Annotated in this window: 20 protein-coding genes; 4 read left to right on the plus strand and 16 right to left on the minus strand. The window is 63.5% G+C overall.

Annotation, left to right across the window (positions count from 1 at the left end):
* Window positions 1-25 precede the first annotated feature (25 nt).
* The 5 genes from BG22_RS05015 to BG22_RS05035 all read right to left on the minus strand — a co-directional run bounded on the left by BG22_RS05015 (window position 26) and on the right by BG22_RS05035 (window position 6346).
* Entirely contained in the window at window positions 26-793 is a 768-nt protein-coding gene (locus tag BG22_RS05015; protein ID WP_181163388.1) for an ABC-2 transporter permease, read from the minus strand.
* 5 nt (window positions 794-798) lie between these two features.
* Window positions 799-1533 carry an ABC-2 transporter permease gene (locus BG22_RS05020; RefSeq protein ID WP_181163389.1) on the minus strand — a complete coding sequence of 245 codons (735 nt, stop codon included), beginning with the start codon at window positions 1531-1533 and terminating at the stop codon, window positions 799-801.
* A 68-nt stretch (window positions 1534-1601) separates the two neighbouring features.
* Entirely contained in the window at window positions 1602-2519 is a 918-nt protein-coding gene (locus BG22_RS05025) for an ABC transporter ATP-binding protein (RefSeq protein WP_140493805.1), read from the minus strand.
* 52 nt (window positions 2520-2571) lie between these two features.
* Complete coding sequence (locus BG22_RS05030) at window positions 2572-2946, minus strand: GntR family transcriptional regulator (RefSeq protein WP_140493807.1); 375 nt, start codon at window positions 2944-2946, stop codon at window positions 2572-2574.
* Between the two features lie 1348 nt (window positions 2947-4294).
* On the minus strand, window positions 4295-6346 hold the full coding sequence (locus tag BG22_RS05035; RefSeq protein WP_181163390.1) for a sodium:proton antiporter: 2052 nt from the start codon (window positions 6344-6346) through the stop codon (window positions 4295-4297).
* Between the two features lie 276 nt (window positions 6347-6622).
* On the opposite strand from BG22_RS05035, the gene BG22_RS05040 reads away from it, so the two are divergent.
* Window positions 6623-7243, plus strand: a complete 621-nt coding sequence (locus BG22_RS05040; RefSeq protein ID WP_258186212.1) for a GNAT family N-acetyltransferase — start codon at window positions 6623-6625, stop codon at window positions 7241-7243.
* Between the two features lie 21 nt (window positions 7244-7264).
* On the opposite strand, the gene BG22_RS05045 is transcribed toward BG22_RS05040, so the two are convergent.
* From BG22_RS05045 to BG22_RS05055, 3 genes are all read right to left on the minus strand, one after another.
* A complete protein-coding gene (locus BG22_RS05045) occupies window positions 7265-7957 on the minus strand; it encodes an HAD family phosphatase (protein WP_140493811.1) in 693 nt (230 codons plus the stop codon).
* Between the two features lie 109 nt (window positions 7958-8066).
* The gene (locus BG22_RS05050) at window positions 8067-9875 is read right to left on the minus strand and encodes a DNA repair protein RecN (protein WP_140493813.1); all 1809 of its coding nucleotides are present in this window, start codon (window positions 9873-9875) and stop codon (window positions 8067-8069) included.
* Entirely contained in the window at window positions 9875-10906 is a 1032-nt protein-coding gene (locus tag BG22_RS05055) for an NAD kinase (RefSeq protein WP_140493815.1), read from the minus strand. The genes BG22_RS05050 and BG22_RS05055 overlap by 1 nt, the downstream gene beginning before the upstream one ends.
* A 264-nt stretch (window positions 10907-11170) precedes the next feature.
* On the opposite strand from BG22_RS05055, the gene BG22_RS05060 reads away from it, so the two are divergent.
* The 3 genes from BG22_RS05060 (at window position 11171) to BG22_RS05075 (ending at window position 14570) form a co-directional block, all read left to right on the plus strand.
* Entirely contained in the window at window positions 11171-12634 is a 1464-nt protein-coding gene (locus tag BG22_RS05060) for a TrkH family potassium uptake protein (RefSeq protein ID WP_140493817.1), read from the plus strand.
* An 80-nt stretch (window positions 12635-12714) separates the two neighbouring features.
* Entirely contained in the window at window positions 12715-13377 is a 663-nt protein-coding gene (locus BG22_RS05065) for a TrkA family potassium uptake protein (protein ID WP_094667677.1), read from the plus strand.
* A gap of 512 nt (window positions 13378-13889) precedes the next feature.
* On the plus strand, window positions 13890-14570 hold the full coding sequence (locus BG22_RS05075) for a hypothetical protein (protein WP_094667678.1): 681 nt from the start codon (window positions 13890-13892) through the stop codon (window positions 14568-14570).
* Window positions 14571-14842: 272 nt separating this feature from the next.
* Here BG22_RS05075 and BG22_RS05080 read toward each other — a convergent pair whose 3' ends face one another.
* The 8 genes from BG22_RS05080 to BG22_RS05115 all read right to left on the minus strand — a co-directional run bounded on the left by BG22_RS05080 (window position 14843) and on the right by BG22_RS05115 (window position 23818).
* Window positions 14843-15631: a TlyA family RNA methyltransferase gene (locus BG22_RS05080; protein ID WP_094667679.1), complete on the minus strand. Its 789-nt coding sequence runs from the start codon at window positions 15629-15631 to the stop codon at window positions 14843-14845.
* A gap of 34 nt (window positions 15632-15665) precedes the next feature.
* Window positions 15666-15851, minus strand: coding sequence for a hypothetical protein (locus tag BG22_RS05085; RefSeq protein ID WP_094667680.1), 186 nt, complete (start codon window positions 15849-15851; stop codon window positions 15666-15668).
* Window positions 15852-15916: 65 nt separating this feature from the next.
* Entirely contained in the window at window positions 15917-16957 is a 1041-nt protein-coding gene (locus BG22_RS05090) for an HAD-IIA family hydrolase (protein ID WP_140493862.1), read from the minus strand.
* A gap of 5 nt (window positions 16958-16962) precedes the next feature.
* Complete coding sequence (locus BG22_RS11125; RefSeq protein WP_258186213.1) at window positions 16963-19131, minus strand: hypothetical protein; 2169 nt, start codon at window positions 19129-19131, stop codon at window positions 16963-16965.
* 133 nt (window positions 19132-19264) lie between these two features.
* Entirely contained in the window at window positions 19265-20587 is a 1323-nt protein-coding gene (tyrS, locus tag BG22_RS05100) for a tyrosine--tRNA ligase (protein WP_140493821.1), read from the minus strand.
* Window positions 20588-20781: 194 nt separating this feature from the next.
* On the minus strand, window positions 20782-21711 hold the full coding sequence (locus BG22_RS11445; protein ID WP_140493823.1) for a putative ABC transporter permease: 930 nt from the start codon (window positions 21709-21711) through the stop codon (window positions 20782-20784).
* Window positions 21708-22298, minus strand: a complete 591-nt coding sequence (locus tag BG22_RS05110) for an HD domain-containing protein (protein ID WP_140493866.1) — start codon at window positions 22296-22298, stop codon at window positions 21708-21710. The genes BG22_RS11445 and BG22_RS05110 overlap by 4 nt, the downstream gene beginning before the upstream one ends.
* A 212-nt stretch (window positions 22299-22510) precedes the next feature.
* A complete protein-coding gene (locus BG22_RS05115; protein WP_140493825.1) occupies window positions 22511-23818 on the minus strand; it encodes a DsrE/DsrF/DrsH-like family protein in 1308 nt (435 codons plus the stop codon).
* Window positions 23819-23836: the final 18 nt, after the last annotated feature.

The following is a 23836-nucleotide window of genomic DNA, read 5'->3' on the forward strand; positions in this document are numbered from 1 at the left end:
CGGGCTTCGGCGGGATTGAGTGCCGTCACAGGTCCTTGGCATTGAAGATACGGATGGCGACGAACAGGGACGCGCCGTATGCGACGACGCAGAGCACCACACCGACCAACACGGCATGCCACGGCACCGACAGGAACTCGAAAACCGTCAGGATGACGGACTGCCATGCGACCGGCAGGAAGGAGAGCAGCGCCATCAGCAGGTAAAGGGAGCCCATGATGACGGCCGCCACAATCATCAGCTGCCTGACGCCGAAACGATAGGTGCACGCCAGCATGATGGACCCGAATACGACCACTGCCGCGAACACCGTCGCGCACGGGGCGAAGAAGTCGGAGAAATCCGCACCGCCTTTGAGCAGCGCGTCGAAAACGAGATTGCACACGCCGATCGTCACGCTCCACAAAGCCGCGGCATACAGCAGGTAGAAGAACCTGCCGATCACCTGCGGGGTGCGGGCGATTGGAACCAACCCGGCCATCGCGCGATGACCGTTCTGGTCCTCCATCACGCTCGGCCCCAGAGCCATCGACCATCCCGCCACCGCGGACAGTCCGGTAATGCCGCCGATCAGCCCGCTGGCCACACGGACATCCATGCCAGCGAATTTCGTCAGCACAGCAAGCAGCAGGGAAATCGCGACCACGCCCAGCAACAGCAGCACATCGCCCGGCCCGAACGACCCGACGCGGGTGGCGTCAAGCCGCAGCTGAGCCAAAGCGGATTGCCACAGGGGTCTGCGGGATGAGGACCGGGAAGCGGCCCCGGCGAGGGGAACAGCAGCCTTGTTCATGGCGATCACCATTCCTTCCGCTGGTAGATGCGCACGCTGATCAGGTAGGAGGCCACGTAAATCGCAAGCGTCACCGCCACCGCAGCTACCGCGAACAACGCCATATGCGGGAACGCGAATCCGAACGCGTGCAGCATACCGGAGGTGATTCCGCCCGATATTTCGCTCCACGCCATGATTCCGACCACGAACACGAGGTACAGCACCAAGAGACTCACCTGCAATCCATTGGCGCTGTTCCACAGGTAGCTGAGCGGTACGTATACGGCCACGACGAGCAGCACGATGAGCAGCCCCCACCCGGCCGTCGGCATATTGGCCATGACCGACCAGTCGGATATCACATACGACTGCAGGAGATTGAGCAGCACGATCATCACGGAGGCGAGCACGGCCAGCGCCACACCCATGACGTAACGCGCCAGTACCTGTGTGCGCCGCACGACCGGCATCAGCGCGCGCAGACGGTAGCCGCTCTGCACATCGACGACCGCCATCGAGACGATCAGCGCCGTGCATGAGAACACTTCCATCGAAACGGCGAGCGTATATCCGAAGTCCTCGATGAAGGCCCTGTCCTGAAACACCACGAGGAACGCGAACGGCATCAGGAACATGATCGGATATTGCATCACGCCATCGCCGAACAGATAGTTGAGATCGACCCGCAACGCGGATGCCAGCGCGCGGCATGTGGCGCGCACGCCGCCGCCTCTGCCGGCACCGATATCGGTGCGCACTTTTGCAGATGCTCCGGTACGCATCTCAGTGCGAGCCTCGGCAGACGCACGTCGAACCATCCCGTCCATCAGAGCACCTCCCCACTCGTGTGACGCGTATTGGTCAGTCGGATGATGTCGTCGATGGAGGCGCGTTCCGTGACGAGCCCCGGCACCGCGCGCATGGCGGCGGCAAGATTTTCGCTGCGGACCAGCGCATCGAAGCCGGTCTCATAGGTGTGCGAGCCGAGCACCATGCCGGCGGGCAGCTGCGCGAGTTCGTCCGGGCCACCCTTGATCAGCGTGAACGACTCCTCGAATTCGTCTTTGGGACCGGTGAAATACAGGCGGCCGCCGGTGATGTAGGTGATGAAGTCGGCGGCACGCTCGAGGTCTGCGGTGATGTGCGTGGAGAAGAGCACCGAATGCTCACCGTCCTCGATATAGGCGTGGAGCAGGTCCATGAGCTCATCGCGGGCCAGCACGTCCAGGCCGCTGGTCGGCTCGTCCAGGATGAGCAGTCTGGCGTCGTGGCTCAACGCGATGGCGAGCATGAGCTTCATCTGCATGCCGCGCGAGAGGTCCTTGACGAGCTTGCCGCCGTTGCCTTTGCCTGCGAGTCCGAATTCGGCGAGACGGCGCTGGTACAGGTCATGGTTCCATGCCGGGTACAGCGGCGCCACGACCCGTTCGATGTTTTTGACCTTCCACTGCTCGTGGAGATAGCTGGAGTCGAACACCACGCCCAGCTGTTCCTTGACGGCCTCCTCGTATGCGAGGTTGTCAAGGCCCAGCACATGAATGTCGCCGGCGTCGCGGTGGATCATGTTGAGGATGAGCTTGATGAGTGTGGATTTGCCGGCGCCGTTCGGGCCGATGAGACCCATGATGTACCCGGCGGGCAGGTCGAAGGTCACGTCGTCCAGCGTGAAGCCGGAATCATAGTGCTTGGTCACGCCGGTGACGGACAGTGCCGTCGGCGCGGATTGTGGTGTGATGGCGGTCATCACCATGCTCCTTTCACCAGTTTCGCCGCATTCGCTTGTGCATGCGTATGTGTCAGTTTGCGCGGTACTCCTCCGCGAGCATCTCCCCCAGCCGCTCCAGCGACATGTCCGCGGCCTTGGCGGCGCGGCTGGCCTCGGCAAGACTCGTACGGGCCTGGGCCTCGAGCTGCTGTTTCATGAGCTCGTTGCCCTTGTCCATCACGAACGTGCCCTTGCCTTGGATGTTCTGCACCACGCCCTCATCGGCCAGTTCGTTGTACGCCCTGGTGACGGTGAGTACGGAGATGCGCAGTTCCTTGGCGAGTTTGCGCAGCGAGGGCAACGCCTCGCCGGCCTTGAGGCCGCCGTCCAGCACGGCGGCGCGGATCTGGGTTTTGATCTGCTCGTAGATCGGTTCACCGGACACGGATGAGATGATCAGTTTCATCTATGCCCCTTTCGATTGTGTTGATTGGGTTCCAGCCTCCCCACCCGTCGGTTGTTCAGCTGTTATGCATAACAGTATAACTGTTTTGCAGCACTGTCAAGGTGTGTTGCATAACAGTTGAACAGTAGTGCGGCGGTAGATGATTTGGAGGGCGTGGCGGAGCGATGGGCTGCTCCCCCAGTCAGCTTCGCTGACAGCTCCCCTCAGGGAGGGGAGCCAAAGCGGACACCATTAGGCCCTCCCCTTTTGGTGTAGGTTCGCTCTGAAACTCGTTGGGAGAGTAGGTGGGAGAGTAGGTGGGAGAGTAGGTGGGAGAGTAGGGCTGCGGAGGGCCTAAAAGAATGTAAAAAGATTCCAAAAAGGATATAAAAGGGCGCAGAGCACCTTCCAGGAGACAACCTTCCAGGAGCATCGAATCGGGACGGAAACGGGAACGGAGAGTGCCCTGGCGGATCGGTCTCATCAGCTTCGATGGGACGGGACTGGACGGAGACGGGGACGCCCCTCCACATGCTTCGCCGCCGGTGGAACAGCAAGCATAGCATTGGGATGTTCCGCAGTCTGGTTGAACCACTTTGACTATCCCCTGAAGTGGCCCCGGGCCTTGACGATTTAAAAGCAATGAGTATCATTTCATGTATGTAGTCTGCTCTAAGAGGAGCTAACTCACTGCTGAATATTTCGAATAGAGGATTCCCGTCTTGTCCGGAGCGTTCACCGTCTATTTGAACGAGAGGTCATCATGAAGAAACGTGGTTTTATCAGCGGCATCACCTCACTAGCGCTAGTATGCGCTGCGTCGGCAGCGATCCCCACCGTGGCACAGGCATCAACTATTTCCGCAGGAGTTCACTCATCCGGTATTCAGATCATGAAACGATGCGATTTCTACGTTAACGGTCAATGCTATGACCACTGGGTTCCTTCGAGCGATTCATGCCGTAACGTCTTCCAGGCCAAGGCACCCGAATGGCAAAAGAGAGCATGCCTGGCATGGTCCGGCTACGGCAGCCGCGGATAGGGGGAACATCATGTCATGGGGAACGATAATCACCATAATCCTGATAGTGGCGTTCTGTGTCACCCTGTCGATATTCTTCAGCGTCGAGCGTCGTTTGGATAAAAAATCCCAGGACGAGGCAAACCCTGAACTCCGTCAGGCATACCAGGATATCCGCAGACAGATAGACCGGGGTCACGGAGCAGCGGGAGGATTCTTCTTCTAACCAATTGTGGTTCACCCCAAGCAACATCGCGTGAACCACGATTTTTCTTCCCCTCACTGACAGCCGCTCGTTCAATCCCCATCCCCGACCGACCGACCCGAGGCGCCCCGGCGAACCCCAGATCACACCACCGACTCGGCCTGCATGAGGTAGACGTTCGAACGCATGAGCCGCGCATCCTCGCGGGTGATCTCCTTGTTCTCGAGCATCTCGCGGATGGTGTCCAGCTCCATGCGCAATGCGCTTGCGCGCACGGCTTCGATGCTTGCGCTGTCCGCCGCATGTAGCGGCGACATCGAGTTGTCGAGAATCTGGTTCAACGCCCTGCGGTATTCGATGAGTAGCTCGGCGACCAGCTCGGCGTCGTAGACATGGTCGAGGATGAGGTCCTGCAGACGCTCCATGATGTCGTTGTACAAAGGCACCTGCACTTCACGAATCGCACGGGTCCGCTCGGCCTCCAGCCCCGGCGTGCGACGCGCGATGCCCTCCCAGAAGCGGCGAATGACCGGCATGAAGCGGCGACGCAGCTTGGCCATGTTGAACATGAGGCCGCGCCCGCGCCCTTCACCGGGTTCCAGCCGTTCCAGCACACCGTCGACGTGTTCGAGCAGGTATTTCGCTCCCTGAAGCTGGGTGATGGTCTGCGCGTCGGGGTTGACGACGTTCTCGCGGGTCGCAATGGCCTTCGTGAGCCAGTCGCGCTCCCACCTGAGCGTGCGGATGCGCAGCTCGTTCGCCTCGCGGGGCGACGCGGAAGGCATATTCGCCTCCACACGCTCGATGCGGTCGTTGTAGCTCTTGAGCACACGGGTGACGGCCGCATGGGTCTCCGGGGTGTCGTTGTCCACGATCTTGGCGATGGTGCGCCGCAGCATCACGATGTCTCGCTTGGCCCACTCCTCCTTCGAGGTGTCGGCGGGCTTGGGCGAGAGCAGCGGCAACATGACGTTCGAGATGATGATGGACAGCACGATATAGCCGGAAACGATGAACAGGATGATGTTGCGCACTGGCACCGAGGCACCGTTGTCCACCGAATACGGCAGCGAGAAGGCCATCGCCAGCGAAATCGCGCCCTTGGGACCGCCGAAGGTCATGACCACGGCCGAATGCCAGCGCTCGAGAGTCATTTTGCGACGTTTGCCGGTCGTCAGATCCTTCGCCCAACGCAGCGTGGCCACGCACCAGACGAACCGCAACACCAAAGTCAGCACAGTGAGCAGCAACACCAGACCGATTATCGCCCAGAGGTTCACACGCGGGTCGTCCCAGATCGCGCGCATGGCGATGGGCAGCTCGATGCCAAGCAGCACGAACACCATGCCGTTCAGCGTGAAGTCCACGAAATGCCATACGGAGTTCGAGACCAGATTGACGCGGGCCACATCGCCGCCCACACCGGTGCGGGGGAAGGTGATGACCACGCCGCAGGCCACCACGGCCAGCAAGCCGGAGATGCCGACATGCTCGGAAAGCAGATACACGCCGAACGGCAGGAAGCATTCCATGAGCATGCGGGTAGTGACGTCCTCAAGATTGTGGCTGCGCATGAACAGCACCACACGGTCGAACAGCCAACCGACCACGGCGCCGATCAGCGTGCCCAGCACGAAGCTCATCAACACCTGCCAGCCAAAGCCCACCGGCGAGAACGAACCCGTGGCGAGCGCCACCAGCATGGTCTGGAAACCGACCAGGCTGACCGGATCGTTGAGCAGGCTCTCGCTTTGCAACACGGATTGCTGACGGGGCGTGAGCTCCACGACGCCGCCCAGCTGGGCCACCGACACCGCATCGGTGGGGCTGATGATGGCGCCCATGGCCACGGCGGCCATCATCGGGATGGCCGGCCAGATCTCATGAAGAGCCACGCCGCTCAGGGCCATCGTGACCATCACCAGACCGACCGCCAGCGACAACGACAGATTGAGGTCCTTGCTCAACGCCTTGCGGTCGATGTTGCGCGCCTCCAGATAGAACAGCGGCACGATGAACAACAGCATGAACATGTCCGGTTCGAACTGGATGTTGCGCAGCCCGGGAGTGAAGTACCAGGCGACGCCGAAGGCGATCTGGATGAGCGGTGTGGAGATCTTCGGCAGGAACCGGCTCAGGAACGAGGAAATGAGGATAGCAAACAGAATTTCCGTGACGAGTATCGCATTCTCCATCGCCCGGCCGCCTCTCTCCCCCAGACACACCTTCATTCCAAGGTATCGGCGCGGCGCAGGCCGACGTGCGTTTCTTACGAAAGTCATACGGCAGGGAAGACACCCCGCGGCGTTTCCCTAACAACTTGCTTATGGCCCCTCGCCGGGCGAATCGTCCGCCTCACCTCTTCCATTCCACCCCTTTGATGAACAACAGGCGAACATCGGCGCGGCACGGGCCGGATGCATAATGTCGAAACATCGGACGTGTCTATAATGCCCGTGAAGGGAGCAGCCATGCCAGACAACGCCGTTACATTGCGCATCACCGAACCCACCGATTACCCGTACTTCGAACTGTGGTGGAACAACCAGACCATCGCCGACGCCTGCCGCAACACGCTCGAGACGCTGACCGACGAACAGATCGACGCCCTGTTCCATGACGCCAACGACACTGACGATGACCGACAATTCGGCCGTACGGTGCTTGACGCCAACGGACAGCCGATCGGCCACATCGCCGCCTGGGGATGCACCGATCCGGAGCGCGAGGCGACGATGACGTTGCTCATCGGCCCGTACTATCAGGGACACGGCTACGGCAACCAGGCGATGAAGCTGGGCATCCGGCTCGCCGCCTCCCAGCTCGGCGCCAAGACGATCATCGTGAAGGTGTGGTCGTTCAACCTGCGGGCCCGTCATATGGCCGAATCTCTGGGATTCAAGGAGGCCGAACGCCGCCCCGAGGCGGTCGAGCGCGAGGGCCACCTGTACGACGAGGTGACCTATCGGGCACCGGTGGAGTTGCTGCTGCAGCGCATCTCCGCCGAGGAGGTGGAGCGCCGCGAAGGTGAGGAGCTGGAACGCCAGCGCTTCGCGTCGAACCGCTCCGCCGATCTGCAGTCCGTGTTCTAGCGGACTGCGCCGCCCTGCGCTCTACCAAGTGCGCGGGGCGGTGTGGAAATCGTGGAGGGTGCCGTCGGCGATACGGCCGATTTCGGACCAGTCCGCCGCTGACGAGTCGTCGTACATCGCCCAGACCGTCATGCCGGCCGACTTGGCGGAACGGATGCCGGTGAGCAGATCCTCGAACACGATGCAGTCGGCAGGTTCGGCACCGAGCCGCGCTGCGGCCAGCATGTAGATGTCCGGATGGTCTTTGCCGACTCCGCCGGCGTCGTCCACGGACACGATGGTGTCGAAGGAATCGTCCATGCCCAAGTGCCGGAGCGCAGCCTCGCGCAGCCTCGGCAGCAGTGTGGTGGCGACGCCAAGCCGTACGCCGTCTGCCGCAAGCTCCCGCAGGTATTCCACCGCCCCCGGCTTGGCCTGGACCTTGGTCGCATAGGCCTCATACGCCATCTCATCCCATTCGGCCATCAAGGCCTCGGGGGTGTCCGTCAGACCGAAGCGATCGATGGTGTATTCGGCAATCTGACGGAACTGCATGGACGCGACGGTGGCGGTGTAGTCCTCGGGCACCGCGATGCCTCGTCTGCCGAGACAATCGATGTCGATCTGGTTCCAGACGCCCATCGAGTCGAGCAGCGTGCCGTCCAGATCGAAGATGGCGGCTTTCCGTGGTCGTGCCGCTTCCGCTGATGGTGCGGATTGCGTCGGCTGTTCCATCGATGCTCCTCTCGGTCCGTGTTCGAGATGTTCCTCGTCTATGAGATTCGCCGGCGGCTCCTGTTGACAAGGAATCCAGGAAAGCCAGCGACAATCACGCCGATTCGGGTCAGTGCCGGTTGCCCAGCTTGGAATCGGCCAGCAGCTCGCGCGCGTGATCGAGCGAGGCTTCGGATTCGCTGCCGGAGAGCATACGGGCGATTTCATGCACGCGCGCCTCCTGCGTGACCTCGGCCACGGTGGTGATGACGCCGACCTCGTCATCGTCCGCATCCGGCGGCTCCTTGGTGACGACGAACTGACTGTCCGCCCAGGAGGCGACCTGAGCCAGATGGGTCACGACGATGACCTGCGAAGTGCGGGCCAGCCGTGCGAGGCGTCGTCCGAGCTCGGCTGCGGCCTTGCCGCCCACGCCGGCATCCACCTCGTCGAAGATGAACGTCATATCGGACAGCGGCGCGTTCGAGCCTGCACGCGACCCGTTGCCCGATTCGTTCCTCGCTCCATCTTCACCGCGTGATTCCCCGCCGTGCATGTCCGCGGCGGACAGCTCGAGGGCGAGCATGAGTCGGCTCAGTTCGCCGCCGGAGGCGCTTTTGCCCATCGGCAGCTGCGGCGACCCTTCGTAGGGGGTGAACAGGAAGGCAATGTCGTCCCCGCCGTTCTGGTCGAGCGGGCAACGGTCCGTCGTCTCCGCACGCGGTGTGACGCGAATTTCCAGCGATGCGCCGGACATGGCGAGCGACTCCAATTCGGCGGTGACGCGCGCGGCAAGCCGCGTGGCCGCCTGTGACCGAGCCCGGCTCAGCACGCCGGCCGCCTCCACGGCCGCCTGATACAGCTGTTCGCGCTCCGATTCCAGTTCGGCGAGCTTCTCCGGCGAGGCGTCCAAGTCCTCGATTTCGAATGCGGCCTTGTCCCGCCATGCGATGACGTCCGCGAGCGACGGCCCCCAGCGACGGGTCAGCTCGCCCAGCTCATGGATGCGTGCGTTCAGGGTGTCAAGGTCGGCGTCGCCGAAGTCCTCGTCCAGATGGCCGGACAGGGCGAACACCACGTCCTGCAGTTCCGCGTTCAACGATTCGAGCCGGTCCGCGAGCCCCCCGAAATCGCCGGAGGCACGGATGCCGCGCAACGCCTGCGCAGCCTGCAGCAGCAAATCGGATGCCCCGGCGGACTCGCCGGAGGAATCGTAGTCCATCTGCGAGGAGTCGAGCGCGGCAAGCGCCCGGGACACCCCTTCGGCGATGTCCGCGGCGTTCTCGATGCGATCGCGTTTCGCCTTGAGCTCGTCATCCTCCCCCGGATGCGGGTCCACCTGATTGATGTGCTCGACCGATTCGCGTAGGTAGTCGGCGCGTTGACGCGCGGAGGACTCCTGCGAGCGCAGTCGAGCCAACCGCTCGTCCATGGCGGACAACGCCCGCCATGCCTCGCGGTAGGCCCCCAATTCGACGTCGTCGCCCGCGGCCCGGTCAAGGAACTCGCGCTGACGCGAAGGCGATGCGATCCTCAGCTGTTCGGCCTGGCCATGGATGGTGACCAGTTCGCCCGACACCAGGGCGAGCACGGATTTCGGCACGCCCTTGCCGCCGAGCATGGCCCGGGATCTGCCGGCGGCACGTACGGTACGTGACAGAAACAGCTCGCCGTCCTCCGCTTCGACGCCGGCGTCCCGCGCAGCCGAGGCCGCTTCCGCATCGTCGTGCACGGCGAAAATACCCTGCGCCCATGCCTCGTCCGCGCCGGACGATACGCGCCCGGCATCGGCCGGACCGCCGGAGATGAGGTTCAGCGCGGAAAGCAACATGGACTTGCCGGCACCAGTCTCGCCGGTGATAGCGGTCATGCCGGCCGCCGGCGTGATGGTGGCCTGCCGTATGGGGCCGAGATTGCGGATGTCGAGCTCTTCCAGCATCAGGCGGCCGCCTTGCCGCCGTCGGCGGGCGCGGAACCGTTCGCATCGGCCCTCCCGCCATCATCAGACGCGACGTCGTGTCCGGCGCCGTCACTCACCCCCGCCGGAAACACATGACCGTGGTTCGACAGCCTGACCGGTCGTCCGGATTCGGCGCGCGCATGTTCGCGCCATCCGACCACGGGCAGGTCGAACTTGGAGACCAGACGGCTCGTGAACGGCACTCCGGAAAGCCGCGCGAGCCGCAGTGTGTCGCGCGACTCGCGTACGACCATGCGCGTGCCCTTCGGCAGCGCGCGCTGACGGCGGCCATCGCAGCAGATCCATCCGTCGGACATGGAATCGTCGAGGATGTCGATGGTGAAGGTCGAACCGGAGCCGATGACAAGTGGACGGGCGAACAGCGCGTGTGCGGCGAGCGGCACCAGCTGCAGCGCCTTGACGTTCGGCCACATGATCGGACCTCCTGCGGAGAAGGCGTAGGCGGTGGACCCGGTGGGCGTGGAGACGATCACGCCGTCCGCGCCGAAGGAGCTCATCTCCACGTCATCCACGCGGATGGACAGCTCCACCATCTTGCCGCGGTCGGCGCGCTCCAGGGTGATGTCGTTGAGCGCCCAGTCCTGAATCGGCTCGGATGCGCCGGGAAGCCAGACGTCGACGTGTGCGATCATGCGCTCGTCGATGGAGTAGTCGTGTTCGGCGATGCGGCGGATGGCCTCGTCGATCTGGAAGCTCTCGAACTCGGCGAGGAAGCCCACATGCCCCATGTTCACGCCGAGAATCGGCACCTGGGTGCAATGCACGAGTTCGGCGGCCCTCAGAATGGTGCCGTCGCCGCCGAGTACCACCACGATTTCCGTGTCATCGGGCACGCATGCCGGCTGCACGCCGAAATCGGGGGCCTCGGTGTTGTCGATGATGGTGACCTCGAAACCCGCCACACGCAACTGGCTCACCGCCTCGGCCACCACCGTGCCGGACTGCCTGAGCCTGGTGTGCGTCACCACCACCGCATTCCGCCTGGGCATGAGACCCTCCCCTCGGTTCGACTCGCGTTCCTAGACCATCCTAACCGGCCTTGCCGCCATCGTACATATGTTCGCATCGATATGCGACGGGCGCGTCTCGATATTCGGCGACCCACGCGAGGAAACCGTAGCCATCCGCCAATTCCGACGGGTCGATTATTCTGGTTCGCCGGCCTACAATGGCAGACGTGCGGCACAGCTCATGCGATGCCAGCCCGGCCATGCCAAACACCGAGTCCAAGCAGTTTGAGGAAGCAGGAATTCATGCCCGATCAGTTCGACGAGTCCCCCCTCAACGAACAATCCTCCGCAGGACCGTCATGGTGGTACGCGGGCGATCCCGCCGCCCGAAAGGAGGAACGCGCCTCCCGTCGCATCCGCCGCATCTCGCTGACCGACCGGTTGCTCAGCCACCCCGGACGGCTGTCGATACTGTATTTCCTGACGCTGATCGTACTGGTCACCCTGCTCCTGCTCCTGCCCTTCGCCACCCGCGGATGGATGTTCACCAATTTCCCCGTGGCGTTCTTCACGGCCGTCTCGGCCCTGTCCACCTGCGGCATTCCCGTGGTGAACACGGCCGAATACTGGTCCGCGTTCGGTCAGGTGGTCATCCTGCTCTCCATCCAGTTCGGTGGCCTCGGCGTCATGACCTTCGCCTCGATGGTGGCGCTCGGCGTCTCGCGACGGCTCAAGGTCTCCCAGCGCATGCTCACCGCCAGCGAGCTGGGCACCAACAAGCTGTCGGAGATCAAAAGCGTGCTCAGCGTGGTGCTCGGCACCTCGATCATCGCCGAAGCGCTCACCTTCGTGCTGCTGCTGCCCGATCTGCTTCATCTCAACCACGGCAATGTAGGCCGCACGCTGTGGGAGGCGCTGTTCTATGCCGTTTCCGCCTACAACAACACCGGCTTCACCCCCGACGCCACCGGCCTGCACATCAACCGGTGGGGCGTGGGCCTGCCCATCCTGCTCAGCGCCTTCGTCGGCACGCTCGGCTTCCCGGTGGTGCTCAATCTGGTGCAGTGCGCTCGACGGCGGATGAGCCCGAAGCGCTGGACGCTGCACACCAAGCTCACCCTGATGACCACCGGCATCCTGGTGCTCTCCTCGCTGGCGTGGTTCCTGTTGGTCGAATGGAGCAACAGCGCCCTGTTCCCGGCCGATGATCCGGGCATGAAGATGCGCAGGGCCCTGTCCGCCGCCGTGATGCCGCGGTCCGCGGGATTCGACATCTCCTGGGTGCCCGAAGTGACCGACGAGACCAAGGTGTTCATGAGCGCCCTCATGTTCATCGGCGCCGGTTCCTCCTCCACGGCGGGCGGCATCCGCGTGACTACGTTCGCGGTGATCGTCCTCATCTGCTGCGCGTCGTTCACCGGCCACCGCGACGTGGTGGTGTTCCGCCGCCGTCTCCCCCGCCGCATCCAGATGACCGCCGTTTCGGTGATGACCGCATGCTTCGCCCTGGTGCTGGTGGGGTCCGTGGCGCTGATGTTCGTGACCGGGTGCGACTTCGTGGACGCCGTGTTCGAGACCTGTTCCGCCTTCTCGCTGGGCGGCTATTCGGTGGGCGTGGCCAACGCCGGCAATCCCGCATGCCTGTTCATCCTCGCCGCCGCGATGATCGTCGGCCGGCTCGGCCCCCTCACCATCGCCTACGCCATCAGCCGGCCCATGGCGCCGGAACCCATACGCTATCCACAGGAGAACATCATCGTCGGCTGAACGGCCGGGGACATCGCCCGCGGAATATCGAGATACTACAACATCGCATCGCAACACAGCAGACAAGGAAGGCAGCAATCATGGCAGCGAAACCAAGCGGCAACAAAAGCGTTCTGGTCATCGGCCTCGGACGGTTCGGCGGCGCCGTGGCATCCACTCTCGACCAGATGGGGCAGGACGTGCTCGCCGTCGACAAGAATCCGGAGATCGTGGCCCGTTGGTCCGCACATCTGCCCACCATCCAAGCGGACATGACCGACGTGATGGCCATCGAGCAGATTGACGCCGCGCAGTTCGACACGGCCGTGGTAGCCATCGGCGACAGCATCGAGGCGTCGGTGATCATCACCGGCAACCTGCTTGACGCCGGCATCTCCGACCTGTGGGCCAAGTCGGTCTCCCAGGAGCACGCGCGCATCCTGCAGCGCATCGGCGCGCGGCACATCATCAATGCCGAAACGGACGCCGGCAAGCGCGTGGGGCATCTGGTGGCCGGCAACTACCTCGACTACATCGAGATCGACGGCCCGTACACCGTGGTCAAAATCCATACGCCAATGTACGCGGTGGGTCGTTCCATCGAGGATGTGCAGGTCCACGACAAGTACGGCGTGACCGTGGTGGGCCTCAAGGCCCCCGGCAAGGAGTTCCAGTACGGGTCCAGGGAGCTGGTCATGCACCGCAACGACGAGCTCATCATCATGGGCAAGCAGGATCAGATTGACCGCTTCATCCAAGGCTAGCGCACCGCCCGAGCCGACAAATTCCCCATCACCCATCCCCCATCACCCATGGCTGTCGGATTTCGACGGTTCAGTGTCGTAACTCGACGAATGACTGTCGGTTCTCAACGGTTGGCTGTCGGATTTCGTACGTATGTTGTACGAAATCCGACAGCCAACCGTTGAGAACCGACACTGAAAGGTTGAAGTCCGACAGCCATGCGTCGAGGTCCGACAGTCATGTAGCGAAATCCGACAGCCAAATGTGTGAACCGGCGTCATTACCCAAGTCCAGCACCGAACCGTCACAGTACGACAGCCAAACAACACGAACCGTCAAGCCCGATAGTCATAAATAGCGGGAAAGAGTAGTAGACCCTGAGTGTTGGCCGCCAGGTTCGTCATGTGTTGCCGTGGCGCCAGCGGATTTGCATACGATAGCATTCAAATCCGCAATGTGAACGCTACCGCGCATTACATGAATTGATGCGTTAGTATTGCTAACGTATGCAAGCATCAACGAGGGAGTCGATGTGAACGATCCACCGGACATGGTCTCATATGTACACCCCGGATTCCACGAAACGATAACCGTCGAGGCGCACACCCGATTCGCCGCCGGAGTGCGATGTCACACGCTCCGGGTATCCGGCATGCTGGACGCCGGGGCGATCTCCAGCGAATATCTGAATCTTGACAATGGCATCGTGCATGGTTCGCGCAATTGCCATATACGGCACATCACCGGTCAGGGCGTCATCGAGATCAATGGCGATCTCATATGCGATTCCATCGACATGACCGGTTCGCTCCGCTGCCGGGACAACATCCGGTGCAGCGGAAGCATCGTCATCAACGGGCTTCTGGTCGGCAAGCGCCATGTCGAGGCCGAATCCATCACGCTCACCGGCACGCTGGTCAGCGGCGACGTGAACGGGCGGACGCTGACCATCCGCACGTTGCACAGCGCCATGTTCGACAGATTCGGCATGGATGGATACGGCGAGCGATCCCGGACGGGCACGGTGACGGTGGCCGACCTCGACGCCGGCAGATTGGACTGCAAGCTGCTCAACGCGGATACGGCCGTGCTGCGCGAGGGCTCATTCGTGGAGCACGCGGTATGCACGACCGAGCTCAGCCTGGACACCAGTTCCGCCGTCGTGCTGCTTAACGGCGGATGCCATCGGGCGCGGCACCTCAAATCCGCCTGATACGTCCGCATCGGTGTCCGTTGCTGCAATCAGCCACACGGCTGCAGGCGGTCACCCGACAGTGAGCAGGCTCCCATAGCGGAACACACGAAAGGCGGCAACGCCACAGAGCCTGCGCAATCACAGCCGTATGGTCTGCAAAGTCGTAAGAGCTGACATAAGCCATGCGGCGAGGGCATTCCTTCCGTCGAAGGACGACGACCATGGGCCGCCACCGTGAAGCATGCATGGTTCCAGTACGCCACGTCATGTTTCACAGCATGTTTCACGACTTATTCCGTACGCACGCCGGGCATGCGCGCATACAGCAGGTATTCGACGTTGCCGTGGGTGCCGGCTATCGGGCTATCGGCGGTGGCCACCACGTCGAGACCGCAACGTCGTGCGCAGTCGGTCACATCATCCAACGCCCGTTGCCGCAGGGACACATCCTCCACAATGCCGTTCTTGCCGAGTCCCTCGCGCCCGACTTCGAACTGCGGCTTGACCAGCAGCACCACGTCCGCCCCCGGTGCGGCGATGCGCTCAATCACAGGAATGACGTAGGTCAGGGAGATGAAGGAGACGTCCGAAACGATCATCCGCGGACGGAACGGCAGATCGTCCGGCTCCACCTCGCGGATGTTCACACCGCTCATCTCGATGACCCGGGCGTCCCCGGCGATGCGCGGGTCAAGCTGGCCATGCCCCACGTCCAACGCGATGACCTTGGCCGCCCCCTCACGCAGCAGCACGTCGGTGAACCCACCCGTGGACGCACCGATATCAAGGCATTCCAAGCCTTGCGGACCGGCGAGACCGGCATCGGCGAACGCCTCGAACGCGCCTTTGAGCTTGTAGGCGCCGCGCGAGACGTAGTCGTCGCCCTTGTCCACGGCGAGTTCGCTGTGCCCCGCCTTGACCATGAAGGAGGGTTTGGTGACGGTCTCTCCATCCACGCGCACATGACCGGCCTTGATGAGCCGCTGGGCCTTGGCCCGGGATTCGACCAGCCCGGAGGCGACCAGCATCATGTCCAGTCGGTCCAATGGCATGGATGGGTCCAACGATTGTTCGGTCATGAATGTCTCTTGGTGGGGTTGTCGAGTCGGATGGTCATGCGCGGGTGTCATCGAGCCGCTGCTGAAGCGACGCGAGCACGGATCGATATGATTCGAGCTGGTCGTCGGGCGCCTTGGATGCGATGTCGGACAGTTCGGGATAGCGCTCGGTGAGGGACGGGCCGCCACCGTCCATGCGCTTACCCACGTCTCCGGTGCGGCCCTCTCCGTTCTGCGTCATGTCGTCCCCTCCTCCGTTTCCCTTTGGTTCCTCGTCTGTATTCAGCTGATACCCGACTCGCCCGGTCAGTCCTTGAGATCGAAGACCGGAACGGTGGTCTCGTCCAGATGAGCGCCCTTGTCCGCGGCCTCCCATGCTGCGCAGATGGCGGCACGCAGGCCGTTCACGCTGGTAGGGTCGCTGACCTGCACCCGTCCGTTCTCATACCATGCGTCGGCCTTGTGGCACGTCCAGGTGCCGTCCTCGGTGCGAACCGGCGCGGGCTGGGTCTCGCCCAAGGCCCGCAGGTCCGTAGCCACAAAGGTGGGGCGCAGGTGAGTCGGCGCAAGCATGAGCTCGGTCGGATTGGTCACACCGGTCAGCACAGCCAACGAGTCGTATCCGCCACGGTTGCCCGCCTCGATATCGGTGTCGAGACGGTCGCCGATGGCGATGGACGACTCCTTGGGCATCAGATCATGGCCTTCGGCGGCATTGAGCTCGCGCGCCTCGTCGTACATGTACGACTCGGGCTTGCCGGCGGAGGCCACCGGTTCGACGCCGGTGGCGGTGATCACGGCGCGGATCATCGAGCCGCAGCCGGGGGCGATGCCCAGCTCACGTGGAATGGTCAGATCGCGGTTGGTCACAAAATAGGAGGCACCACGCTCGACGGCGTAGGCGGCCTCGGCCATCATCTGCCAGGTCATCTCCGGGTACCAGCCCTGGATGACGGCATCGGGATGGTCTTCCGGCCCATCGACGATGGTCAGGCCATTGCGACGAGCCTCCTCACGCAGGTGCTCGGCACCCAGCACCTGCACCTTGGCGCCGGCGGGCACGGCTTTGGCCACCATGCGGGCCGCCACCACCGAGGAGGTGATCACCTGCCACGGTTCGACGTCCAATCCGAAACCCTTGAGCTGGTCGGCCACGACGTGCTGGAAACGCGAGGAGTTGTTCGTGGTGTATTCGATGGTCATGCCGGCCTGCTCGGCGGCGCGAATCGAATCGGCGGCGTACTCCACCGGGTTCTTGCCCCGGTAGACCACGCCGTCAAGGTCGAGCAACGCCAGCTCGTAGGCCTCGGCGAGCGGCCGGTCGGTTCCTTTGAGGAAGCGGGTCATGCCGGTCACTCCGCGGATTCTGCCGGTTCGGAGGACTCGGCATCGTCGGCCGGCGCTGCGGCGGACTCGGTCTCAGCGGTCTCGGACGAAGCGTCCGTATCAGCCGCCTCGGCTTCATCGGATGCTTCGGACTCATCCCCATCGGACTCGCCGTTCTCCGTCTCGGCAACGCTTTCCGACGCTTCCTCGCCCTCGACAGGCTCCTCGGAGGACACAGCATCCTCGGACTGCTCAGCGTCGGCCGACGTATCTTCGCCCTCGTCGGATGCTTCGTCGCCATCGGCCTCGTCGGCCTCATCATCATCCACGTCATCGGATTCGTAGTCCGATTCCGGTTCCAGATCCGGCGCGTACTCCGCCTCGGCCGGGTCGATGCCCAGCTTCTCGAGCACTTCGGAATCGTCGGTCAGTCCGTCGAGGTCGTGGTCGATCACCACATCCTCGCTGTTCTCGTCGATGTCCTCATCGGCGAACTGGTCCTCGAGACGATCCAGCAGGTCGTCGAGCTTGGCGGCCTCGTCGAGACGGCCGGCCTGCTCGAGGAAGTTCTGCTCGGCCTGCACCGCGCGCATGCGGTACTCGCCCGGCAGCCCCTGGGAGCGGCCCACGGTGTGCGCCACCTGAATGGCCTTGTCCCACATCTCCAGATCGCCCAGCGCACCGGCGTAGACCAGGAACATCTCGGCCTTCGGCGCGCCGACCAGCGCCTTGCCCTCATCGGACAGGGCCAGTTCCACGGCCTTCTTCGGATTGCCCACGCCACGCTCGCAGTCGGCGATGAACGGCAGGTAATCCGGGTAGCCGTTCATGCGGTATGCGGTACGGAACTCGCGCAGGGCGAGCTTGTAGTTGCCCTGACGGTAGGCCACGAAGGCCAGCGTCTCACGGGCGAAGTCGATGCGGGAGGCCTGACGAGCCACCCACTTGGCGTGAGCGAGCGCGCCCTCGGGGTCGCTCTCCTCCAGCGAATAAGCGGCCAGAATATGCAGGCCGATGTTCTCCGCGTGCTCCTTGGACAGGCCGCGCAGACGCTCGCGCTCGTCGGTGGACAGCATGCGCCACTCCATACCCTTGGGCATCTTCGGCTCATCGGGGCGACGGGCGGTGTACGGGTTCTGCGAGGGGAAGCTCATGGTGCCGTCCGAATTACGGCGCGGCTTGTTCATGTACTCGGAGCGCTTCTGCTCGCGGTACTCGTGCTTCTCCTCCGCGCTGAACTCGCGGTATCCCTCATCGCGACGGTTGTCGCGGCGGTCATCGCGATGATCGTCACGGCGGTCGAAGCGACGGTTGTCGTCACGACGCTGGTAACGCGGGTTCTCGCCGGCCTCGCGGCGCGGCTTGAAACCTTCGCCGTCCTCGTTACGGCGCGGCTTGAAGCCCTCGCCATCCTCACGACGGCGCGGACGGAAGCCATCGTCATGACGACGATCGCCACCACGGAATCCGCCACGGTCGTTGCCGCGATAGCCGCCACGGTCACCGCCCTGACGAGGACCCTTATGGAAGTCACGGTGGAAGTCACGACGCTCCTCGCCGCCCTCACCGTGCTCGCGATCGTCGCGGTCGCGACGGAAGTCACGGTCGCCGTCCTTGCGGAAACCACCCTTGTGGAAGTCCTTGCGGAAGCCACCGGAACGACCGCCGTTGCCGCGGAAACCGCCACGGTCGCCGCCCTGGCGCGGACCCTTATGGAAGTCACGGTGGAAGTCACGACGCTCGCCGGACTCGCCCTCGCCGTCATTGTCGCGGCGGAAGTCACGGTCACCGTCACGACGGAAGCCGTCCTTGCGGAAACCACCCTTGCGGAAGTCCTTGCGGAAGCCACCGGACTTGCCATACGGCTTGTCGCCATACGACTTGCGGTAACCGCCGGAACGACCGCCCTCGCCATCGCCCTCGCGACGCGGCTTGAAGCCTTCGCCGTCGCTCTCGCGGCGCGGACGGAAGCCCTCGCCATCGCGACGGCCGCCGAAACCGCCCTTGCGGAAGCCACCGGACTTGCCATACGGCTTGTTACCGTACGACTTGCGGTAACCACCGGAACGACCGCCCTCGCCCTCACCTTCACGGCGCGGCTTGAAGCCCTTGCCGCCGCGGTTGGACGGGCGACGGTCGCCATAGGACCTATGGCCGCCGTAGGACTTGCCGGAATGCTCGTTGCCTTCTGCCATTGTTCATGTGCCTTTCTGATACGAAGTCCATTGCTTCGAATGACGTGTCATCTTTCGGAAAAAGGGCGGTCGTCCATCGTGGCGCCGCCCTTCGATCACCTCCGGCGGATTCCACCGGAGGAAACGGTTGCGGTCAGCGGCTTTCGACCGCGCCGAGCGCCTTCTTGCCGCGGCGGATCAGCGCGAAGCGTCCGGCGAGGAAGTCCCCTTCGCCAAGCACCTGCTCCTCGTCCTCCACACGGTTGTTGTTGAGGTAGACGCCACCGGACTTGATGGCTCGACGGGCCTCGGACGCGGACTTGAACAGTCCCGCGGCCTGTGCGGCGTCGATCACGCGGTCGCCGGGTACGGCGGACGGGAACGCATGCTCGCCGTTCTCATCCACGACCTTGAAGCCGTCCAGCACGGATTCGAGCGTGTCCTCGTCGATGTCCTCGAGGTTGCCGCCACGGCCGAACAGCGCGGAGGAGGCGTCGATGGCGGCCTGGGTGGCGGCCTCGCCATGCACGAAGCTGGTGACCTCCCATGCGAGCGTCTTCTGCGCCTCGCGGGCGCCCGGATTGGTCTTGGACTCCTCGACCAGACGCTCGATCTCCGCCTTCGGCAGGAAGGTGAAGGCCTTCAGCAGGCTCTCCATCTCCACGTCCGGACGGTTGATCCAGAACTGGTAGAACTTGTACGGCGAAAGCATGGTGCCGTCGAGCCAGACGGCGTTGCCCTCCGACTTGCCGAACTTCTTGCCGTTCGCATCCGTGATGATCGGGCTGGTGAACACGTTGACGTCCACGCCGCGCACCTTGTGGATGAGGTCGAGACCCGAGGTGAGGTTGCCCCACTGGTCGGAGCCGCCGAGCTCAAGCGTGCAGTGGTACTCGTCATACAGGTGGAGGAAATCGTTGCCCTGCAGCACCTGGTAGCTGAACTCGGTGAAGGAGATGCCCTCCTCCGAGTTGAGGCGGCGGGCCACCGTGTCCTTGGCGAGCATGGTACCCAGACGGAAGTTCTTGCCGACGTCGCGCAGGAAGTCGATCACGGTCATCTGCGCGGTCCAATCGTAATTGGACACGAAACGCACCGGATTGTCACCGTCGGTGGCCAGGATGCCGCCGATCTGACGCTTGAGACGGTCGGCCCAGCCGGCCACCACGTCCTTCGGGTTGAGCGTGCGCTCGCCGGACTGACGCGGGTCGCCGATCAGACCGGTGGCACCGCCCACCAGAGCGATCGGATGATGACCCGCAAGCTGCAGGTGACGCATGTTGATGAGCTGCACCAGATTGCCGATGTGCAGGGAGGCGGCGGTGGGATCGAAACCGCAATAATAGGTGATCGGCTCGTCGTTCAGTGCGTGTGCGAGTCGATCGCGGTCCGTGGACTGCGAGATCAACCCGCGCCATTCCAGTTCATCGAGCAGGGTATCGAATCCTGCCTCTTTGAAGTCGATGACGTGAGCCATAACTGGTCGCTCTCCCTATCGAATTGTGTGATTGGACATGCTCTACTCCATTTTCAAGCGTCTCCAAGTCTCGCAGAACACGGCGACAGTATGCAGCCGGCAGGGTCGCCCGGCTAGCGGACCGGGGCCGGGGCCGGTGAGCGGCATCCGAGCGCCCCGATTGGCACGGCAATGGCGCGTCAGCCACACGGCGGTCACCGTCCTCGGTACAGCTTCTCCATTGTCTCGCGCAACTGCTGCAGCGTCTCGTTGTATCGGGTGGTCTTCAGGCGCGGGAACGAGGCGATCATACGGCGCTGCTGGTGGTTGAACACAGCATCGGCGGTGTCCTTGATGCGCAGCATGAACTCGGCCGACATCTCCTTGCCGTTCTGCCACGACTCGCCGACCCGCTGGCCCATCTGCCCCACGGCCTGGCCCACGGAACTGGGCACGCCGCCGAGCTTCCCGGAGGCGCCATCAATCACGCTGGCGGCCATATCGGAGGCGACGCCGGACGCCTTGCCAGTGGCACCGGCGACCAGATCCGTGGCGCCGGACACCGCGTCCTCCACCTTCTCGCGCATCGCCCCGCCGTACTTGGACACGGCCGACCTGAACCGTTCGAGGCTCTGCTCAAAGTCCACGATGCCCACCACGGTGACCACCGTGTCGAGGACGGTCAGCAGCACCAGCACCGCGACCAGCACATGCACCACCTGCGCCGGAATCATGTCGGTGACCCGCTCCACCGGAGGCTGGACCACATCGACGATCACCACGCCGCCAAGGCCGAAGACTACCGCGCCCAACAGGCATATGCGCCCGTTGAGATTGAACCGGAAATGCGAATAATCCCACCAGCGCGCGTGGAACAGCCGTTCCATGGCCCAGGAGGTGGCGTATTCGAGTATCGAGGCGCCGACCATCGCGACGAGGAACACCACCAGCGGATGCTTCACGTTGCCGAGCACCACAATGCCGGCCACCGCCCCGGTGCCGTAAATCGGGCAGAGCGGGCCGTTGAGGAATCCCCTGTTGACAAGACGGCGCTCCTGGCAGGAGACGAGAATCGACTCGTAGACCCAGCCGGCAAAGCTGTACAGGATGAACCACAGGAACAGGTGCTCCAGTACCAGCGTCACGAACGGGCCTCGGTTCCGGCGGAGGAGCGGTGCGTCTGTCCGGCATGGGTCAGCGGTCCGTGGCCGGGGATATGCGCCAATCGATCCCGTGGAGGCAGCGCCTTCTTGTGGAACCGGCCGAGGGAGAGGGTCTCGCGTGTGGCAGACAGCTTGTCCGCCAACGTCACCAGATATCCCTCGATGTACCGGGGCGGCACCGGGGTCATCGGGAACATGTGCTTCTCGATGCTGTCGCGCTCGATGTCGTTGAGCGTGAAGTCCCTAAGCGCATTGACAAGGGCGGCGTGACCGTGGGTGAAGCCGTGCCAGCGATGCTCGCCGTTGTCCCAGTCGTGCCAGTCATACAGGAAATAGTCGTGGAGCAGGGCCGCCCGGATGAGCGAGCGCAGGTCCACGCGATGCCACAGGTGCGCGCGATCGGCCATCCAGACGGCCAGACACGCCACACGCACGGAATGGGCGAAGGTGGTCACGTTGCCGTGCTGGTAGCAGCATCGTTCGATTTCCATATGACTGTGCTCGATGACTTCACGGCCGTGTCTGGCGACCAGTCGTTGAATCTGCGTACGGGTGAGCAGATGTCCCACGGTTTGCGTCCTCCCCATCGGAATCAAGGATCTTGCGCGATGGCCGTGCAGGGCCGTCGCGGCGGGCCGGGGTCCATGGCGATGTACGGTCGGGCGCCGGCGTTTCGTGACCGATTGTATGGCAGAACCTTGCCCGCCCGCCCTCATACTCCGGGATGAGATGAGCGAAGACGTCGGCGGGCGCCGCAACAGGGCGGCTCACGCGGATGGGCTCACACGAACAGGCTCATATCGCTGGTCTCGCCGGAGCCGAGGAACGTGCTGACACCGCCAAGTTCCACGCCGTCGATCAGCTCCTCCTTGCGGATGCCCATGATGTCCATGGACATCTGGCAGGCCACCAGCCGCACGCCATGCTCCTTGGCCTGGCGCATGAGCTCCTCAAGGGATGCCACGTTCTTGGACTTCATGATCCAACGGATCATCGCGGCACCGAGGCCGCCCATGTTCATGCGGCTCAGACCGAGTTTGCGGGTGCCGCGCGGCATCATGAAGCCGAACATGCGCTCGATGAGGTTCTTGTTCGTGCGTACGCGCTTGGGGCGGCGCAGGATGTTGAGCCCCCAGAACGTGAAGAAGATGGTGACCTTGCGTCCCATCGCCGCGGCGCCGTTGGCCATGATGAACACGGCGATGGTCTTGTCCAAATCGCCGCTGAACACCACGAAGGTCTTGTCATGGAGCACATCGCCGCCGGCGTCAGCGGGAGTCGGCACCGCAGCCGCGCTCGGGTTCGCGCCGAGAGACCGCCCCGCAGGCTGTGCGGCTGTTTTCTCAAGCTCGACGTGGATGATGCCCTCGTCGTCCCGGCGAAGATCGATGAGACGGTTGCCGGTGCGTTCGGCCCATACGGCGATGTCCGAGCAGAAGGCGTCCTCGGTGGCCTCGGCCTTCAGGCGGGTGCCGACCGGCTGGTCGCGCAGGGCATCGGCCACGGCCACAATCGGTCCGGGGCATTTGAGTCCCTTGGCATCCACATGCAGCAGCTGCGGCGTTGCGGTTCCGCTCGATGCGGTGCCGTCGCCTGTTTTGGCCTTGGATGAGACGGGCGCGGTCAACGTGACCGGTGCGACGGGCGGCATGACCGGCGCGGAACCGGAAGCGGCCGCATGCGACGACGAGCCGGAGCCGGACTGCCCCTTCTCGGACGGATTGCTCTCGGCCCGAGCATCCCCGGACTCCCCGGCGGCGGCTTCCCGCAACGCCTCATACCCGCCATCGAGATTGACGGCATCGTATCCGCGATCGGCCAGAATCTCGCACACCTGCGTGCTCCAGTCGCCCACCCGGCAGAAGACGACCACCGGCTTGGATTTCGGAATGTCGCTCAGCGCATCGCCGATGTGTCCGATGTTCTCGAACGGGATGTTGATCGCTCCGGCGATCGGGTGCACCAGCACTTCATCCGGCGCGCGCAAATCCAAGAACGTGACCGAGGATGTGTCAAGATGTGCGAATTCATTCGCGTCGATGTGCCGGTAGTCGTCGGCATCATGATCGTGCTTCAAGGTGATGGTCATGGTTTTCCCCTTCCAAAA

Origin of the sequence: Bifidobacterium sp. UTBIF-78, assembly GCF_006408945.1 — a bacterium.
Taxonomy (GTDB): Bacteria; Actinomycetota; Actinomycetes; order Actinomycetales; family Bifidobacteriaceae; genus Bifidobacterium; species Bifidobacterium myosotis.

What these genes read in the sequence shown, in the direction of transcription:
- BG22_RS05015 (WP_181163388.1), bottom strand. Translation starts at nt 793, where the DNA reads ATGAACAAGGCTGCTGTTCCCCTCGCCGGGGCCGCTTCCCGGTCCTCA.
- BG22_RS05025 (WP_140493805.1), bottom strand. Translation starts at nt 2,519, where the DNA reads ATGACCGCCATCACACCACAATCCGCGCCGACGGCACTGTCCGTCACC.
- BG22_RS05030 (WP_140493807.1), bottom strand. Translation starts at nt 2,946, where the DNA reads ATGAAACTGATCATCTCATCCGTGTCCGGTGAACCGATCTACGAGCAG.
- BG22_RS05035 (WP_181163390.1), bottom strand. Translation starts at nt 6,346, where the DNA reads ATGGAGAATGCGATACTCGTCACGGAAATTCTGTTTGCTATCCTCATT.
- BG22_RS05040 (WP_258186212.1), top strand. Translation starts at nt 6,623, where the DNA reads ATGCCAGACAACGCCGTTACATTGCGCATCACCGAACCCACCGATTAC.
- BG22_RS05045 (WP_140493811.1), bottom strand. Translation starts at nt 7,957, where the DNA reads ATGGAACAGCCGACGCAATCCGCACCATCAGCGGAAGCGGCACGACCA.
- BG22_RS05050 (WP_140493813.1), bottom strand. Translation starts at nt 9,875, where the DNA reads ATGCTGGAAGAGCTCGACATCCGCAATCTCGGCCCCATACGGCAGGCC.
- BG22_RS05055 (WP_140493815.1), bottom strand. Translation starts at nt 10,906, where the DNA reads ATGCCCAGGCGGAATGCGGTGGTGGTGACGCACACCAGGCTCAGGCAG.
- BG22_RS05060 (WP_140493817.1), top strand. Translation starts at nt 11,171, where the DNA reads ATGCCCGATCAGTTCGACGAGTCCCCCCTCAACGAACAATCCTCCGCA.
- BG22_RS05065 (WP_094667677.1), top strand. Translation starts at nt 12,715, where the DNA reads ATGGCAGCGAAACCAAGCGGCAACAAAAGCGTTCTGGTCATCGGCCTC.
- BG22_RS05080 (WP_094667679.1), bottom strand. Translation starts at nt 15,631, where the DNA reads ATGACCGAACAATCGTTGGACCCATCCATGCCATTGGACCGACTGGAC.
- BG22_RS05085 (WP_094667680.1), bottom strand. Translation starts at nt 15,851, where the DNA reads ATGACGCAGAACGGAGAGGGCCGCACCGGAGACGTGGGTAAGCGCATG.
- BG22_RS05090 (WP_140493862.1), bottom strand. Translation starts at nt 16,957, where the DNA reads ATGACCCGCTTCCTCAAAGGAACCGACCGGCCGCTCGCCGAGGCCTAC.
- BG22_RS11125 (WP_258186213.1), bottom strand. Translation starts at nt 19,131, where the DNA reads ATGGCAGAAGGCAACGAGCATTCCGGCAAGTCCTACGGCGGCCATAGG.
- tyrS (WP_140493821.1), bottom strand. Translation starts at nt 20,587, where the DNA reads ATGGCTCACGTCATCGACTTCAAAGAGGCAGGATTCGATACCCTGCTC.
- BG22_RS05115 (WP_140493825.1), bottom strand. Translation starts at nt 23,818, where the DNA reads ATGACCATCACCTTGAAGCACGATCATGATGCCGACGACTACCGGCAC.